General features: G+C 43.8%; 16 protein-coding genes and 1 rRNA gene. 11 read left to right on the forward strand and 6 right to left on the reverse strand.

The features are described from left to right. The 7 genes from rrf to AC2D6U_RS00035 all read left to right on the forward strand — a co-directional run. A 5S ribosomal RNA gene (gene rrf / locus AC2D6U_RS00005) occupies nt 1–78 on the forward strand; the annotation flags it as partial. A 223-nt stretch (nt 79–301) separates the two neighbouring features. Continuing rightward, nucleotides 302–2,287 carry a BatA domain-containing protein gene (locus AC2D6U_RS00010; protein WP_484718882.1) on the forward strand — a complete coding sequence of 662 codons (1,986 nt, stop codon included), beginning with the start codon at nt 302–304 and terminating at the stop codon, nt 2,285–2,287. A 1-nt stretch (nt 2,288) separates the two neighbouring features. Beyond that, complete coding sequence (locus AC2D6U_RS00015) at nt 2,289–3,551, forward strand: dihydroorotase (protein WP_484718883.1); 1,263 nt, start codon at nt 2,289–2,291, stop codon at nt 3,549–3,551. Continuing rightward, nucleotides 3,548–4,087, forward strand: coding sequence for a DUF4199 domain-containing protein (locus tag AC2D6U_RS00020; RefSeq protein WP_484718884.1), 540 nt, complete (start codon nt 3,548–3,550; stop codon nt 4,085–4,087). Before AC2D6U_RS00015 ends, AC2D6U_RS00020 begins: the two co-directional genes overlap by 4 nt. A gap of 122 nt (nt 4,088–4,209) precedes the next feature. Beyond that, the gene (locus AC2D6U_RS00025; protein WP_484718885.1) at nt 4,210–4,713 is read left to right on the forward strand and encodes a DUF4199 domain-containing protein; all 504 of its coding nucleotides are present in this window, start codon (nt 4,210–4,212) and stop codon (nt 4,711–4,713) included. A gap of 4 nt (nt 4,714–4,717) precedes the next feature. Next, nucleotides 4,718–5,680 (forward strand): glycosyltransferase family 2 protein, encoded by a 963-nt coding sequence (locus AC2D6U_RS00030; protein ID WP_484718886.1) that lies wholly within the window; start codon nt 4,718–4,720, stop codon nt 5,678–5,680. Then, entirely contained in the window at nt 5,677–6,657 is a 981-nt protein-coding gene (locus AC2D6U_RS00035) for a glycosyltransferase family 2 protein (protein WP_484718887.1), read from the forward strand. Before AC2D6U_RS00030 ends, AC2D6U_RS00035 begins: the two co-directional genes overlap by 4 nt. Here AC2D6U_RS00035 and AC2D6U_RS00040 read toward each other — a convergent pair. Further along, nucleotides 6,636–7,403, reverse strand: coding sequence for a class I SAM-dependent methyltransferase (locus AC2D6U_RS00040; protein ID WP_484718888.1), 768 nt, complete (start codon nt 7,401–7,403; stop codon nt 6,636–6,638). The genes AC2D6U_RS00035 and AC2D6U_RS00040 overlap by 22 nt on opposite strands. Before the next feature lie 324 nt (nt 7,404–7,727). On the opposite strand from AC2D6U_RS00040, the gene AC2D6U_RS00045 reads away from it, so the two are divergent. The 3 genes from AC2D6U_RS00045 to AC2D6U_RS00055 are packed head-to-tail and all read left to right on the forward strand — an operon-like array spanning nt 7,728 to nt 12,083. After that, nucleotides 7,728–9,182, forward strand: coding sequence for an efflux RND transporter periplasmic adaptor subunit (locus AC2D6U_RS00045; RefSeq protein ID WP_484718889.1), 1,455 nt, complete (start codon nt 7,728–7,730; stop codon nt 9,180–9,182). 18 nt (nt 9,183–9,200) lie between these two features. Further along, nucleotides 9,201–10,568, forward strand: a complete 1,368-nt coding sequence (locus tag AC2D6U_RS00050) for an ABC transporter permease (protein ID WP_484720569.1) — start codon at nt 9,201–9,203, stop codon at nt 10,566–10,568. A gap of 12 nt (nt 10,569–10,580) precedes the next feature. After that, entirely contained in the window at nt 10,581–12,083 is a 1,503-nt protein-coding gene (locus tag AC2D6U_RS00055) for a TolC family protein (protein ID WP_484718890.1), read from the forward strand. A gap of 25 nt (nt 12,084–12,108) precedes the next feature. Here AC2D6U_RS00055 and purB read toward each other — a convergent pair whose 3' ends face one another. Then, nucleotides 12,109–13,452, reverse strand: coding sequence for an adenylosuccinate lyase (purB, locus tag AC2D6U_RS00060; protein ID WP_484718891.1), 1,344 nt, complete (start codon nt 13,450–13,452; stop codon nt 12,109–12,111). Nucleotides 13,453–13,621: 169 nt separating this feature from the next. On the opposite strand from purB, the gene AC2D6U_RS00065 reads away from it, so the two are divergent. Beyond that, the gene (locus AC2D6U_RS00065; protein WP_484718892.1) at nt 13,622–14,689 is read left to right on the forward strand and encodes a 2Fe-2S iron-sulfur cluster-binding protein; all 1,068 of its coding nucleotides are present in this window, start codon (nt 13,622–13,624) and stop codon (nt 14,687–14,689) included. Nucleotides 14,690–14,767: 78 nt separating this feature from the next. Here the strand turns inward: AC2D6U_RS00065 and paaD are convergent, their stop codons facing one another. The 4 genes from paaD to paaA are packed head-to-tail and all read right to left on the reverse strand — an operon-like array spanning nt 14,768 to nt 17,631. Continuing rightward, entirely contained in the window at nt 14,768–15,250 is a 483-nt protein-coding gene (gene paaD, locus AC2D6U_RS00070) for a 1,2-phenylacetyl-CoA epoxidase subunit PaaD (protein ID WP_484718893.1), read from the reverse strand. A gap of 11 nt (nt 15,251–15,261) precedes the next feature. Further along, nucleotides 15,262–16,017, reverse strand: coding sequence for a 1,2-phenylacetyl-CoA epoxidase subunit PaaC (gene paaC / locus AC2D6U_RS00075; protein ID WP_484718894.1), 756 nt, complete (start codon nt 16,015–16,017; stop codon nt 15,262–15,264). After that, nucleotides 16,014–16,631, reverse strand: coding sequence for a phenylacetic acid degradation b (locus tag AC2D6U_RS00080; RefSeq protein WP_484718895.1), 618 nt, complete (start codon nt 16,629–16,631; stop codon nt 16,014–16,016). Before AC2D6U_RS00080 ends, paaC begins: the two co-directional genes overlap by 4 nt. Nucleotides 16,632–16,644: 13 nt before the next feature. Further along, nucleotides 16,645–17,631, reverse strand: coding sequence for a 1,2-phenylacetyl-CoA epoxidase subunit PaaA (paaA, locus tag AC2D6U_RS00085; protein ID WP_484718896.1), 987 nt, complete (start codon nt 17,629–17,631; stop codon nt 16,645–16,647). Between the last annotated feature and the right edge of the window lie 3 nt (nt 17,632–17,634).

Consider the following 17,634-nt stretch of genomic DNA (forward strand, 5'->3'; position numbering starts at 1 on the left):
CATTCCGAACAGAGAAGTTAAGCTCACTTGCGCTGATGGTACTGCCTCAAAAGGTGGGAGAGTAAGTAGTCGCCAGACCTTTATTAAACCCTGATCGTTCAAACTTTCAGGGTTTTTTTATGCGCCAGTGTTTCTTAAATAGGGAAACTGTAACGCCTTCTTTGTTCTTAGTGCTGGCTTTTTTTGCACTTCCTTACCTTACCTGTAGAACCTTTTTTTATTTCTCTAGTAATTAATTATGTTGCTTCTGTGACACTCCAAATGGGGAAAAACTGTTACATCATTCCTAAAATCTTCAAGATTGGTACTTAGCCTTTTCGCCCTACTTGTTTTTGATCAGCCAGCCGTGTTACCCTTCTTGGGATTGGTGATCATCCCAATCATTGTCCACTTATTCAATTTGCGAAAGACCAAGAAAGTGGTGTTCTCCAATACGGCACTGCTGAAAAAGGTAAAGGAAGAGACGTCGTCTAAACGGAAACCTAAGGAGTTGCTGATCTTACTCTCACGGATACTTGCCGTTATCTGCCTCGTTCTGGCCTTCGCCCAGCCTACGTTACGCTCATCAGAACAGTTGGATGATTCGGCCGAGCAGGTGATCATCTATCTCGATAACGCACCCGCCCTTCAAAATGTATTAGAAGGGGAAAGTAGAATTAATGAGGCGGTGAAATATGCTCAAGCCATTTTGTCTGCATACCCCGACGGAACTGCTTTTCATTTTATCGAAAACAGCTACGCCAATTCATTACAGACGAAGTATACGAAAGAAAGTCTCGGTAACCTGTTGGCTGAAACCGATGTGGTGGCGACAGGCAGAACCTTAAACGAGGTATTGAGCAGAGTGAATGCAAACAACGCAAAGGGCGATGTTTACTTAATTTCTGATTTTCAGAAGCCCGCCAGTGGTGTTGCATTCGATTCTCTTAACCAATACTACTTGGTACCGGTGCTCAATGATTTGTCTGAAAACCTATTCATTGACACGGTATACCTAGAAAACTCATTCTTATCAGGCACATTTTCTAATCAGTTGAAGATCAATTTGCGTTCAAATAACCAAGAGGAACGCACCACCACCGTCCGAGTCTTTTTTGAGGACAGGTTGTCAGGAACGCTTTCTGTCGATGTAAACGGTATAGGTGAAGGCGTATTTGAGATATCGAAGGATCAGACGTCATTGGATCAAATACGACTGGAATTGGAGGATCCTACGGTGTTATTTGATAACGAGTTTTTCTTGAGCATTAATTCGTTGCAGCAAACCCAGGTGCTGGAAGTCTTTGGTCCTTCTTCATCTCGTTTTATCTCTGACCTTTTTGAAGACAATGAATACTTCAATTTTGATCGTACTTCAGCAGCAAACTTGAATACACAAGTACTGGACAATGCTGATATGGTCATTGTCAATGGCGTGTCGGATTATTCCAATCAGTTGAATAATAAGTTGCAGGAAGTGTTAAGCAATGGCGCGAATGTCACGATCATCCCGGCCCTAGGGATGTCTGCAGGAACTCTAGGCACGCTTGGCATTCGTTTATTGGCAGACGACGATCAGCGCATTGTTCTTGAATCGCCTGATTTTTCGAATCCCTTTTTTGACGGTGTCTTCGAGGAAGAGAATATAAATATGCAAATGCCCTTTGGCACCACCTCCTATCGGTTGTTGAACTCGGAGTATGATCTGCTATCGTATTTGAATGGGAGGCCTTTTCTCTCCAAGGTGGCCGGTCAAAACAACTTATTCATGTTCACAACTCCTTTCGAAACCGAGCTGACCAGCTTTGTCAATCATGCCCTTTTTGTTCCGGTATTCTATCGTTTGGCCTTAGGGAGTCAACGTAATTTTGCTAATCTCTACAATTACACAGACAGCGAAGTGGTTACTTTTCCATTACCTCCAAGTGAAGCGGGACGTGTTTTTCAGTTAGTTGGAGAACAAGTGACCATAACGCCCGATCAACGGGTGGACAATGGCCAACTCATCATGAGCTTTCCTAAAGATCAGCTCGTGGCTGGGAATTATCGGGTCAAGAGTGGTGATGCCGACTTCGGTTATATGTCTTTCAATGAAGCACAACAGGAATCAATAGCCAACCCTGATGTAGGTTCTTATCTTACACAATTGACTGAAAGCAGCAATGTGCAGCAAATTGTGGCGGCTAGCACTGGTGATTTTGCTACTGAGCTACAGGCCAATTTGGTGGGTATTTCCCTCTGGAAGTACGCTTTAGCCCTTGGTTTACTTTTCCTTTTTTTAGAAATAATATTAATCCGATATTTGTAGCATGAACTTGCTCATCAAGAGTGCCGAGATCTTAGACGCTCATTCTCCTCATCACAAAGAAAAACTGGATATTCATATTGTTGACGGAGTCATTCGACAGATCGGTAAAGACCTCGTTGATGATGCTTCAGAAGTCATTTCAGGAAATGGTTTAAAGGTCAGTACGGGTTGGGTCGATATGCGGGCTCATTTCAACGATCCCGGTGCTGAGCATAAAGAAGACTTGGATAGTGGGGCCGAGGCAGCGATGGCAGCGGGGTTTACTAAAATATTACTTATGCCCAATGTCAATCCGGTTGTTGACCAAAAGGGGGGCGTGCAGTACATCAGCCGAAACAGCAAGTCCAAAACGATCGATCTTCTGCCTTGTGCGGCCGTAACGCTAGGTGCAGAAGGAAAGGACTTAACTGAAATGATCGACCTACAAAAAGCTGGAGCAGTCGCTTTTTCAGACGGAATCGAAACCATATGGCATACTGACATCATGCTCAAGGCGCTGCAATACGTGCAAAAGTTTAACGGCACCCTGATCAACCGGGCAGAAGATAATATGCTAACAGCATTTGCTCATATGAATGAAGGAGCGATCAGTACTGTCATGGGCCTCAAAGGCATGCCCGTTTTGTCAGAAACGATCATGATCGAAAGAGATTTGAAACTGTTGGAATATGCAGGAGGAAAGCTGCACATCAGCATGGTCTCTGCTAAGGAAAGTGTTGACCTGATCGCCAAAGCAAAAGCAAGCGGACTTCAAGTGACCTGTGATGTGGGCGTCAATTACTTGCTATACACAGAAGATGACGTTGAAGGCTATGATACCAACTTAAAGGTAAATCCACCTTACCGAACAAAAGCAGATCAACAAGCTTTGATCAAAGGATTAACAGATGGTGTGATCGACGCTGTGGTCTCAGATCACCAGCCTCATGACGAGGAAAGTAAAAAGCTCGAATTTGATCTGGCTGAATTCGGCACCAATAACCTACAAGGCTTTTGGCCTATTTTGAACTCGGTATTTGGGACGGAACTTGATCAGATTATTCCTGCCATTACGTCTAATCCACGACAAATAGTAGGCCTTGATCCCCTAAAGATCGAGGTAGGAGCGAAAGCAGAGTTAACCATCTTTGATGGAGAGACCAAATGGACATTAGATGCATCGACCAATCGCTCCAAGTCGTGCTACTCACCTTTGTGGAATCAAGAATTAACAGGCAAGGTCTGGGCCATTGTCAATCAACAACAGTTCGAATTGTTTACATGAAGGTCCATCCTGGGGTAAAAAAGGTCGTTTGGAATTATGGCGCCGCTGGAGGCCTCATGATGGTCATTGCCTTTGCTGTGTTTTATTGGCTTGATCAACAACCGTGGCGTAATTTGATCTCTTTCTTGCTCGACGCTGTGATCATTGGATTTTTTCTTGTGCTGGCCATCAGAGATTTCAAGGTGAACCGAAACCAAAATGAGCTACGCTTTTATCACGGCATGACAGTTGGTTTTTTATGCTTCATGATCATGGCTGGCTTTTATGCGCTGGCTTATGCCGTTTTCGTTTACGTGATCGATCCCAGCTTTATCGAAACCTATATTCAGTTGGCTATTGAAGACCTAACCTCACGCCGAGAGATCCTGACTGAGAATATCGATCAGGATCCTGATACTTTTATGGCCACCCAGGTCAATAATGTAAAGTCCATCACCAAGTCGCAACTGGTCTTGGATGTCTTCTTGAAGAGAACATTGATCGGATTCTTTTTGACCCCTGTCATCAGCATTGTTTTCCGAACAAATCAACGCTGATTTTAAACGCTTATCTGTCAATAGGGTCGTTCAAGGGTTTTAATGACGGTTTCAGAATGTCTTCACTTATACTTATTGAAAAAATCAGTACATTCAAATCATCAACCATTAATGTAAACAACATGTCAGAAGAAATTAATAAAGGAGCTTACAGCAGAAAATGGGGCTTGATCTTTGGCCTCGTCAGTGCGATCGTGTTTATCATCACTGCCGTGGCTAGACTCAATTTGGGTTTTGCAGGTATTGCGGTCTCGTGGACAATAGTCATTGGTGCGTTTGTCTTGGGGATCAAGGAGTTTAGGACAGACAATGAGGGCTTTGTTTCCTTCGGCCAAGGCTTTGGTATTGCCTTTATGATCGCATTGATCGGTGGGTTGGTACGTTCTGTCATTCAATATGCCTACTTGATGATCGACACCGAGTTCTTGGCTTGGCAGCAAGAGGTACAAGCACAGCAAAGTCCTTTCGGTGCTCCACCTGAAGGGCAAGAAATGCCAAGCTGGTTAGAGTTTTTCCAAACGGCAGAATTTGTTGCCATCGCAAGTGTTATTGGCGCTATATTCGCAGGACTTATCTTTGGGGCCATTGTTTCGGCCATCATGAAGAACGAAGAGGAAGAATATTAAGAAATTGAAACAAATAGCTGTCGTAATACCAGTCTTTAACGAAGAAGAATCTTTACCAGAGTTATTAGAATGGATAAGCCGTGTGATGAACTCGCATGGCTTTTCTTATGAGCTTATTTTGGTTGACGACGGGAGTACAGACAGCTCTTGGCAAGTGATTACTTCACTGAAAGATCAATACCCATTGAAGGCCATTCGTTTCAATAGAAATTATGGCAAATCTGCTGCTTTGAATGAAGGGTTTAGGCAAGTCAATGCTGAAGTGGTCATTACGATGGATGCCGATATGCAAGATAGCCCGGATGAAATACCGGGACTCTACCAATTAATCAAAGAAGGGAATCATTTAGTCTCTGGCTGGAAGAAAAAGAGGCATGATCCAATCTCAAAGACCATTCCTTCGAAGTTTTTCAATCGAGTGACGCGCATCATTTCCGGCATTAAATTGCATGATTTCAATTGTGGATTAAAGGCCTACGATAGCAAGGTGGTAAAGAGTTTGGAGATCTATGGGGAAATGCATCGGTACATTCCGGTCATGGCCAAGCGCAATGGTTATGCGAAGATCACCGAGAAGGTCGTGGAGCATAGGGCTCGAAAGTACGGCACTACAAAATTTGGATTGGAGCGTTTCATTTATGGATTTCTTGATCTGATCAGTATCTCTTTTGTGTCGAAATACCGGAAAAGGCCTATGCATTTCTTTGGCACCTTAGGCACGTTTTCTTTCCTGGCAGGTTTCGCAGCAGTGCTTTGGATGATCTGGAAAAAAATTGAGGCCATCTATATCTTAGAAGGTGCAGTCTACCGAGAAGTTGTTGATCAACCGCTGTTTTTCATTGCGCTGATCGCCATCATTATTGGTGTACAACTCTTTTTAGCAGGGTTTATTGGCGAAATGATGGCCATGAATTTCAACTCCAAAAAGGATTATATCTTTGAAGATACCATCGGTATTGATCAATGAGACTGTACTCCATTATCGTTCCTGTTTACAATCGCCCCAATGAAATTGATGAGTTGCTGCACTCATTGACTCAACAGACTTATCCGCATTTCGAAGTATTGGTCATTGAAGATGGTTCAAAGGAAACCTGTCAGCATGTCGTTGCTAATTATGCTTCCACACTCACCGTTCACTATTATCAGAAGGAGAATGGAGGACAAGGGTTTGCTCGTAACTACGGCTTTGAGCGCGCTAAAGGAGAATTTTTAATTGTCTTCGATTCCGATTGCCTGATACCTAAGGAGTACCTCCAGCAAGTGGATGATTATCTTGACGAAAAGCTAGTTGATTCCTTTGGAGGACCGGATAAAGCCCACCCTGAGTTTAACTCCTTACAAAAAGCGATCAGTTATAGCATGACCTCGCCCTTTACCACAGGAGGTATTCGAGGTCGAAAAAAACACATCGGCACCTTTCACCCAAGGAGCTTCAATATGGGGATATCCCAAGCAGTATATCAGGCGACCGGAGGCTATAAGATTACTCGCATGGGAGAGGACCTAGAATTTAGTATTCGCATCATCAATGCAGGATTTAAGACCGCATTGATCGAGCGCGCCTTTGTTTACCACAAACGAAGAAGCAGTTTGCGACAATTTTATAAGCAGCTTCATTTCTTTGGCCGCGCACGAATAAACGTGAACCGCTTTTTTCCTGGAGAGATCAAACTCGTGCATTTGTTGCCGTTGTTTTTTGCGCTCGGGCTTTGGGGTTGGTTGAGTACCTTTTTCTGGCAGCAAGACCTATTTAGCATTGGTGGGGCCGTTTTGGCTGTATTTTTCGGATTGATCTTTATTGATTGTACCCTCAAGACCAAAAGTCTGCATGTTGCACTGCTCAGTGTATTGACCAGTTTTATCCAGCTCTATGCTTACGGAATGGGGCTAATCGCTGAACGGTTACGGCCAAGGGGTGATCAGCCTTTTGCACAAAAATAAATGATCTCTTGTGCTGGAAGCGCATATCGCTTCACCTTGGCGGGGTCCATCTCCATCACAAAGCGATCTTCAGTGACCTTAAAGCCGGCTTTTTCAAGCCGCTTGCCATAATCGAGACCAAAGAGCCTCACGTGATCATCTTGCCAATACACACGCTCTCTCTCCTTTGGGTCTGTGATGCTTGGGTCTTCCAATGTTTCTGCTCTGCTGTAGTCCTGTGGAGATTGAATGATCGCCCAGCCGCCGGGCTTCAGTACCCGATGGATTTCAGACATGGCCTTGATGTCATCTTCAACATGTTCCATTACATGATTACAAAAGACCACATTGAACGTATTATCGTCAAAGGGAATCTCGTGCACATCCATTTTCACATCGGCAAGAGGACTTTCGAGATCAGCCGTTGTATAGTCGATGTTGGGCATGGACTTGAATTTTTTAATAAAACATAGCTCAGGTGCTATGTGGAGCAGCTTCAAATTTTCCGAAAAGAAATCCGTACGTTCTTTCAGGTACAGCCACATCAATCGATGTCGTTCTAAGGAAAGTGAATCTGGGCATAACGCATTTTCCCTTGGCTTCAGCCTTCCGTAGGGCAAAAATTTGCGGTAAGAGATCTCACAGATGGGACATTCCACGGCGTTGCCTCTCATGAAAAGACTCATCACCCGCAGCACGTAGTGACTGACATATTGCAGCTGTTTTCTTGGCACATGCCGCAGCACAAAACTGATGAGCTTTTTCATTCGAATTATTTGGGCAAAGATAGAAATGAAATCAATACAAAAAGGAAACCGCCTAAATGCTTATTACCCAGCTGGAAATACGTATGTACCGCTCTTGTAATTCGGTCGGATTGACTAAACCAAGGGGGCTTTCTGGGCGTCCAACTAGTGTGTTGGAAAGTACATGAACGGTAAAACATTTAAAAAAATAGCATGTTCTCTTAGCGTTCTCCATCGGGGACGATTTAACGACTTTCTATTATTTGAGAGGCGACAAAGTTTTTTAGATGGGGATAATGAAAAGAACCAACGCAATAATTTTGCAAACAACATAAGATTTTTGTCATGAAGAAAAAGCTGATCATTTTCGGTATAGTAGTGGTAGCAGCCATTGTCATTGCAGTGAATATATTTAATCCTTCTAAGGCTGAGGAAGGAGCCTCATTATTTACCACTGCAGAAAGAGGTGAGTTCACAGTTGAAGTTACCACCACTGGGGAGCTCTCTGCTGAGCGCTCAACAAATATTTTAGGTCCTGCTACGGCGAGAGATTTTGGAATCAGACAAATGTCTGTTCAGTCGATCGTAGAAGAAGGTACACAGGTAAAACAAGGCCAGTTTGTTGCCCAGCTTGATCCAGGAGAGCTTTACGACAAACTCCAGCAAGAGAAAGAACAACTCGATGCACAAGTAGCAGAATTTGATAATGCCAAGATCGATACGGCATTGACGCTAAGAGGCGAAAGAGATAAATTGATCAATTTGGATTATCAAATTGCTGAGAAAGAATTGCAACTAGAGCAATCACAGTACGAGCCACCAGCAACAATCAAAAAATATCAGAACGAGTTAGAAAAGCTCAGAAGAGATAAAGAAAGAGCCATAGAGAATTATGGTCTTAAGAAAGAACAGGCAAAAGCAAAAATGATCGAAGAGACGGCCGACTTAAGAAGAAGACAAAGCCGTTATGCAAGCATGCAGTCGCTTTTACAGGATTTCACGATCAATGCACCGCAAGATGGCATGGTGATCTATGCCAAGAACAACGGAAGCCGCGTAACAGAAGGGGCGCAAATCAGTGTTTGGGACCCAAGAGTGGCCGAACTACCTGATTTGTCTAGTATGCTTTCGACCACTTTTATCAACGAAGTGGATATTCGTAAAGTAAAGCCTAATCAAGAAGTGGAAATTGGCCTGGATGCATTCCCTGACAAGAAGTTATCGGGTAAGGTGATCAGAGTGGCTAGAGTAGGTCAGCAAAATCCTAATTCAGATGCGAAAGTTTTTGAAGTTCAGGTTAGACTGAATGAAAGAGATACGGATTTGCGTCCAGCCATGACCACAAGTAATGTGATCATTACCGAGCAATTAGACGACGTCATACACATTCCACTGGAATGTTTGAACACCTACAACGATTCCATCAATTACGTCATCAAAAAGAATGGAACACTGCAAGAAGTGAAAGTGGGCATTACGAACAGTAACGAAGCCGTGATCGAAATGGGAGTGGAAGAAGGAGATGTGTTGTATTTGTCTCGACCTGATGGTATAGAGAATAAGCAGCCGGTCTTGATTCCTGAATTGAATGGAACCCGTAATGAGAAATACGAGCCGAATGTAACGGAGAATCCATTAAACGAAGAAGAGTGGTTAATGCCTGACGGTACACCAATGTCACCTCAAATGATCGAGGGTTTGAAGAAGAGAGGAATAACCGATCCTAAGCAGGCTCAAGAAATGATGAAGCGATTCAGTGGCGGCGGCGGTAGAGGCGGTGCCAGAGGAAGTCAGCAATAAGCAGATTCGATCATCATGATGAACAAAAAGAATTTATTGTCGAATTTCTACATCGCGCTTGACGCTGTAATAGCCAACAAGGTTCGTTCACTTTTGACCGCCTTGGGTATCATATTCGGTGTAGCAGCGGTAATTGCCATGCTCGCTATTGGGAATGGTGCCCAAAGTGAGATCCTCGAACAGATCGAGTTGGTGGGTGTCAACAACATCATTATTCAACCCAACATCGAACAAGTCGAGCAAAAATTGGGTGGTGACCAAGAGGAAGAAGGAAACAAATTTTCTCCTGGTCTTAAATTATTGGATGTTGAAAGCATTCGGAAGAATATCCCGGGAGTTCAAAAGCTTAGTCCGGAGATCTTACTCGAATCCTATATCATCAAAAATGGTGTACGCAGAAGCTCTAAACTTGTCGGGGTGGAGCCTAGCTACTTTGATGTGGCCAACTTTGAACTGTTAGACGGTGAAATGTTCAATGAACAACAGCTCAAGTCTGGTCTTCCTGTATGTATCATTGGTAAAGGCATAGCGACTAAATTTTTCCCACGTCAGAATCCTATCGGTGAAAAGATCAAGGTAGGAAATCAGTGGTTGGAAGTGATCGGTGTGTTAAAAGAGCGATTCATTTCGGACAAAGCGATCTCAAACTTGGGTATTCGTGATTACAACATGGATGTTTATGCTCCAATTCAAACCGTTTTGATTCGATATGTAAACAGAGATTTGGTAACAGGGTCAGGCCTAAAGAAGAACTTTGGAAGCTCTTCTGCTCCATTCTGGATGCGTTTCGTTAATCCGATGGAACCTGAGGAAGAGGAATCAAAGCCGAGTAACTACCACCAAATTGATAGACTGGTTGTTCAAGTTGCAGAATCCGAAAAGTTAAACCCAACGGCGGACGTCTTGGCCCGTATGTTGGAAAGAAGACACTATGGAGTGGTTGATTTTGAGATCACTATACCCGAGTTATTATTGAAGCAGCAGCAACGCACCCAGAACATTTTCAATATTGTATTGGCGGCTATTGCAGCTATTTCTCTCTTGGTTGGAGGTATTGGTATCATGAATATCATGCTCGCTTCGGTGATGGAGCGTATCAAAGAGATCGGACTACGTCTGTCCATAGGGGCGAAAAAGGCTGACATCGTCATGCAGTTTCTTTTTGAAGCAGTGATGATTTCGGTTTCGGGAGGATTAGTAGGTGTCATCCTTGGCATTGTACTGGCCTATGCGGTTTCTTCATTAGCTGATTTCCCAACCGCAATAAGCTTTGGATCCATCATTATTTCATTTGGTGTGGCAGCCACTGTGGGTCTCGTCTTTGGGATCACACCGGCAAAGCGAGCAGCTTCTCAAGATCCAATCACATCATTAAGACACGAATAAAACTCACTACATATGAAAAAGGTCTTTTTAACAGCGCTACTGTATCTTTTTGCGCTTAATTTAAATGCACAAGGAACACGTGTACTTACTTTGGACGAGGTGATCGAGCTGGCGAAAAAGAATTCGCGTAGTGCCAAGAGTGCAGAAACCCGAAGAACATTAGGTTATTGGGAGTACAGAGTATTTCAATCGCAATTGAAGCCTCAGCTTTTGTTGAGAGGAACTCTTCCAAATTACATCAACCGAGCGATACCCGTAACGCAACCAGATGGTAACGTACAGTTCCGCCAGGTAAACCAGAATAATGTGGACATGGCCCTTGGCTTGCAACAGGTACTGCCTTGGACGAATACCACTATCTCCGTGGAAACGAACTTAGCCCGTTTCGATGATTTTGAAGGAGATATTTCGAATTACCAGGGTGACCCATTCGGTATCACCATATCACAGCCGATCTTCGCTGTCAACCCATTCCGATGGGACAGACAAACCGCACCGTTGGAATATGAGCAGTCGAAAAGAAGATTTGTTCAAGACATTGAAGATGCGTCTAGAACAGCTGCACGACTCTTTTTCCAATTGTTAGTTGAACAAAAGAACTTGGAGATTGCACTGCAGAACGAAGCAGCGAACGATACCATTTATAATGTGGAAAAAGGACGCTTTAACATTGGTTCGACAACTGAGGATGAGCTTTTGCAAACAGAAGCAGATCTTTTGACTGCCCAAGCAGAAGCCCAACAAGCGAGACTAGATGTGCAATCAAGAACCTTGAACTTAAGGAACTTCATTGGTCTAACCGATGACGTTGATCTTCAATTGGTCGTTCCTCAAGAGGTGCCAGATATTTTCATCGAAGTAGAAGATGCCTTGAAGTATGCAAAGGAAAACAGAGCAGAGTTTTTGGATTTTCAAATTGAAAAGCTTAATGCTGAACGTCAAGTAGCAGAGGCACGAGCGCAGCGATTTAACGCGTTTGTTTCGGCTTCTTTTGGTTACAACTCAGCGCAATCAAGTGAAATCAACGGAGTCTATGATCCAGACAACTTAGCGACTGGGGGAACTTTCCGCTTGAATTTTACCATGCCGATTCTAGATGGTGGGCGGAATAAGGCCAGAATGAACCGAGCGCAGGAGTTACAGAAGTTGACTACCTTCAACATTGAACAAAACAGAATCAACTTTGAACAAGAGATCACCAATGCAGTTCGAAATTTTGATCAGATCCGTCAGCAAATCGAAATTGCCGAGAAGAGACAAGAAATTGCTTTGAAACGTTTCGAGATCACCAACGGACGTTATCTAGCGGGTAAAGTAGGTATCCTTGACCTGACCAACGCAAGAACATCCAAGGATTCATCGATTCGTTCGTACATCAATGCATTGCAACAATATTGGGATGCCTATTATGAGCTTCGCAACTTGACTTTATATGATTTCGAGCAAAATAGATTGCTATATAATCCATTGCTTGAATACAATCCGAAGCAGGACATGATGGTTGAAAAGAATTAAATTGAAAGCCCCGCAAGGGGCTTTTTTATTGCCCTGTGTAGTTGAAGGGGGTGATTTGGTTTAGTTCTTTTTTGATATCCTCTGATACGTTGAGGCTTTGAATAAACTCTTTGATGGTGACCTCAGTGATCTTCGTATTCGTTCGGGTAAGTCCTTTCAATGCTTCATAAGGTTTTGGGTAGCCCTCACGTCTCAAAATGGTCTGAATGGCTTCTGCCACGACTGCCCAGTTATCTTCTAGGTCAGCTTCTATCGCTGTTTCGTTCAACTCGAGCTTGCCAATCCCTTTCACGAGGGAGGTCAAGCCAATTAAGGTATGTGCAATGGGTACGCCGACATTCCGCAGTACAGTGGAATCGGTCAGGTCTCGTTGTAGTCTTGAGATCGGAAGCTTAGCCGATAAGTGTTCAAAAAGAGCATTTGCCACACCAAAATTTCCTTCGGCGTTTTCAAAATCGATCGGGTTTACCTTGTGTGGCATCGCAGACGATCCTACCTCTCCTGCTTTGATCTTTTGCTTGAAATAATTCATGGCCACGTATTGCCAAACGTCTCTGGAGAAGTCGACGAGAATGGTATTGATTCGCTTCAAAGCATCAAAATGCGCGGCAAGATGGTCGTAATGCTCGATTTGTGTTGTCGGATGACTCCGTTTCAACTCGAGGTATTCACTTACAAAATGGTCGCCAAAGGCATGCCAGTCTTGGGCTGGATATGCCACGGAGTGTGCGTTGAAATTACCCGTTGCTCCACCGAATTTGGCAGCAAAAGGCACATCGCCTAATTGGACGAGCATCTCTTGAATCCGTGTGGCAAATACAGCTAATTCTTTTCCTAAGCGGGTGGGTGATGCGGGTTGTCCATGGGTTTTGGCTAACATAGGGACATTGGCCCACTCTTTAGCCCTTTCTTCTATCAATGCATGGACTTCAACAATGGCGGGTTCTAATACTTCGTGCATGCCGCGCTTAAGGGAGAGCGGTATAGAGGTGTTATTGATGTCCTGTGAGGTAAGCCCGAAATGAATGAATTCTTTGACCTGTTGAAGCTCGAGTGCATCAAATTTTTCTTTTAGGAAATATTCAACTGCTTTCACATCGTGGTTGGTGGTCTTTTCAATTTCCTTGATCCCGTCGGCATCAGCCTCAGTAAAGTTTCTGTAAATGTCCCTTAGGGGCTCGAATTTTTCTGATGAGACCTCTTGAAGTTGGGGCAATGGGTATTCACACAGTGCGATAAAGTATTCGACTTCCACTTCAACCCTATACTTGATCAATGCAAATTCAGAGTAGTAATTTGCCAAATTCTTGGTGACTCGTCTGTATCGCCCGTCCACAGGGGAAATAGCGGTTAGTGTATTCAATTCCATTGCTGAGGTTTTAAGAAAGGGCAAAGATAACAATTATGGAAAGGACTAGAGGAGCGAAGATCAAATATTGCTTCTCATCAAGGGAAGAAGTCCTTACTTTTGCACGATTAATTGGGTCTAAGGAAAACCCTTGGCTTCTCAATTGGTTAAAGTACAAACTGAGGAAATTATGGCGTTCGGATTATTCAAGAAGAAGGATACTCAAGAAAAAATTCCTACCGGATTCAAAAAGGTGAAAGTGAAAGAAGTGGTGCGTGAAACTGCCGATGCAGTAAGCATTCATTTTGCCCCTGAAGTGAAGGTAGACTATAAATCAGGACAGTTCTTTACCATTGCCGTCACTGTTGACGGAAAGGAAGAAAGAAGGTCTTATTCTTTATGTTCATCACCGGTGGTAGATGATTTTCCGGCGGTTGCTGTCAAGCGTGTTGAAGGAGGGAAAGTATCGAATTATTTGAATGAGCATGTAAACGCTGGTGACGAATTGTTGCTCATGGATCCTTTAGGGAATTTCACGACGGAATTTTCGGCCGATAACGCAAGGGAGCTGATTCTATTTGGTGGAGGTAGTGGTATCACACCGTTGATCTCGATTGCCAAGTCTGCCCTAGCTGAAGAGCCTAACTCAAAGGTTACGTTGGTATATGCCAATAGAAATGACCAAAGCATCATTTTCAAAACAGCCATTGAAGAACTAGCGAAGGACGAAAGATTCAAGGTGATTCATGTGTTGGAAGAGGCGCCAACTGACTGGACAGGTCACACTGGCCGAATAAATGAATCCATCATCGGCGAGGTGATCGAAGGGGCTACTCTAGCTACAGAGTGTTTCATGTGTGGACCTGGTCCCATGATGGATGTGGTGATGAATGGATTAACCAAGCTGAACATTCCTTCAGACAAGATCCATAAAGAGAGTTTCGTTTCTGAGGCCGTCAACGAACCTGTATCGGAAGACATTGTGGCTAGAGAGGTGACCATCATTTACGACGGAGATGAATACAAATACACCGTTGAGCCTGATGAGACCATTCTAGAAAAAGGACTGGAAGAAGACATTGACCTGCCTTTCTCTTGTCAGAGTGGACTTTGCACGGCCTGTAGAGGGAAATGCTTAACAGGTAAGGTGAAAATGATCGAGGATGAAGGACTTTCCGAAGCGGAGATCAACGAAGGCTATGTACTGCCGTGTGTGAGTCATCCACTCACCGATGATGTGGTCATCGAAATTGGATAAAAAATTAAAGCTCGATTTGATCAAGCTTTTTTTTAGTCAGTAGCTGATCGCTTACTTGATCGTTGGAGATTTGAAAAACTAAAGAGGCTTGAATTGCTCAAAGGCCTGATGACAATTGTTGCAATAATGCATGGATCGGCAAAGAGCAGGTCCAAAAGGCGTTTTCATCTCGGTATTTTCACTGTCACAGTAAGGACACTTCGCATGCTCAATGATGTCGATGTCTACGATGAGATCATGCATAGGTGGAGGTGCCAAGCCAAATTCCTTCAGTGCTTTTCGCCCTTTTTCAGAGATCATGTTTGAATTCCACTGGGTATCAAAGCTTAAGTTGACTTCGAAATCGTTGATTCCTTTTTCCTTGAGTACTTCTTCAACATCAGACTTCATCACATCCATGGCAGGACATCCGGCAAAGGTTGGGGTCATGTTGACACGCACATGTCCATTTTCACCCGTCTCTATACCCGTGATCACACCAAGGTCGTTAAGCGATAAGACCGGAATTTCTGGGTCTTTCACTACGTCTAACCATTCTTTGATTTGATCTTCTGTTGGCATAGTTTGTTGGTTTACCACTCGGCTGTGGGGTCTGTTTTGAATACCTCAGACATTTCGTCCAGCAACGGCTGCAAATTGCTGGTGTGTTCTCCTTTTCTTCCACCAAGTATAGGATCAATACTGTTCCAAGCAGGAAGTGTCAGTGAGGTCTGTGCGATGATCTCTTCAATTCGAGTTTTCCATTCTTGTAGAATAGCGGTTTCTCCAACAAAAAGTCCTTCTTGGATCAACTCATCTTCTAATTCAGACAATTCGAAAATACCTAAAGCATAAGGAAGAGCTTCGTTAAGTGAGCCTTGAAGTCGGCTAATACTTTCTTCTGTTGCACTGCCTAATTGTTTGACCCAAATTTTGGCGTGCATGTTATGGTATTTGATCTCTCCCTTGATCTTTTTCGACAGGTTTGCCAAAGGTACATGGCTGGAGTTTGCCAAGGCTTCGAACCTGACAAGTTCAGCTGTATCGAATAAGAAGTGTCTAATCAGGCTAAAATCATATTCTCCATTGGGCAATTCCACCAATTGACAATTATGAAATTGATTGGCGTTTCGCGTGAAGGCGACAATGTCGGGTTCTGCTTCACCCAATTCATACAAGATTTTGAACAGTTGCCAGCTTTGCCCAATCTTATCTTGTGCCATGCTCGAAAAGGCAATGTCCTCTTCTAACAGTGGACCAAACCCTGTCCATTCAGAATTTCGATGGCCAAGGATCAATTGATCATCAGCCATTTTGTAAAGTAATTCTTTTAATGCTGCTGTATTCATGACCCTTGTCTTTCTTTGAATGCTTTGATTTTATCGGCTGCTTTGTAGTCAATGGCATCGCGATATTTTTTCTCTGGAAGGGTGTCCCAGATATCGCGGTCGTCTTCATCCGTTGCCAAAATATCTGATGTCTTGACTACCCAAATGTTATAGACAGGTTTGCTCAAATCGAGAGCCGTTTTCGCCTGTGCGATGGCATCTTCATAGTCATTCGCCATGACGCTGCCTGCATGCTTGTGTTGCTTACCTCTTTTCAACAAATGGAAGATCTCAAACGAAGTGCTTTCTTTTCCTGAAGGCTGCTCGGTGTGAAGATCATAAACACTGGTTTGATTATCAGTAAATGCACTCACTTTGACATTCTCTGTTTTTACCACTCCAATGGCCGTGCAAAATACCCCACGACGGCTGTATTGTTCTTTTGCAAAAAGAAACGCCATTTCCTCATTAGGTGCATGGACAATGCCCACGTGTTCAAACGGTTTGTTTTCTTTCATTTGAACAAAGGCTTCATAGGTTTCCAGTTGATCGAGCAGTTCCTTGCCAGGCATGGGCTGCTCAAAATCGTTGGGTAGATAAAGCCTGTTCACACGTGGATCGAGTGATTCTAACATAGTTGAAAAAGTGTTAAGCCAATGGTGTTACGTAGTTTGACTTTGGTGTACGCAATGCTTCTCGTACCCAACGTCCTCTCTCTTCAGCTGTTCTGCGCACAGCCAAACGTTCTTTGTTGCACGGGCCATCTCCATTGATGACTCGCTTGAATTCTTCCCAATCCGGTTCAGTGAATTCCCATTCCCCAGTATCAGGGTTCTTGCGGAGGTTTTCATCTGGTACGGTTAAGCCTAATTCCCAGATCTTTGGTACGTACATGTCGAGGAATTGCTGACGGCACTCGTCATTGGATGCCATTTTCACTTTCCACTTCATGAGGATCTCAGAGTGCACTGAGATCTTGTCCGAAGGACCAAAGAAGTGCATCATAGGTGCCCACCATCTGTTGATGGCTGCCTGCATCATATCCCGTTGTTTTTTGGTGCCAGTCGCCATGTGGATCACACAGTGATGGCCATATTTCAAGTGGAAGGATTCCTCAGCACAAATTCTTTCCAATGCTCTGCAATAAGGTCCATAACTTCCTTTGGAATTGGCCAATTGGTTTACGATAGCTCCGGCATCGACCAACCAAGAAATAAAGCATGAATCTGCCCAAGTAAAAGCTGGATAATTGAAGATGTTAGAATACTTTGATTTACCGCTGATCAGGTCTTCGATCATTTGTTCACGCGGCTTACCCAATGTTTCAGCTGCAGAATACAATAATTGCGCATGACCTACTTCGTCTTGCACTTTGGCCATCAAGGCCAATTTTCTTTTAAATCCAGGGGCTCGTGTGATCCACGTACCCTCCGGTAAAGCACCGATGATCTCGGAATGTGCATGCTGCTCGATCATTCGGATCAATTGCTTGCGATAGAGCTGGGGCATCCAATCGGTTGGTTCGATCTTTTCGCCACGTTCAATTCGAGCTTCGAATTCCGCTAGTTTTACCGGATCCTCATCGGCTAGTGCCGTTGATTTCATTGCTTCGAAAACTTGTCCTCCTCCGTACATATT

This window comes from Roseivirga sp. YIW32 (genome assembly GCF_057219245.1).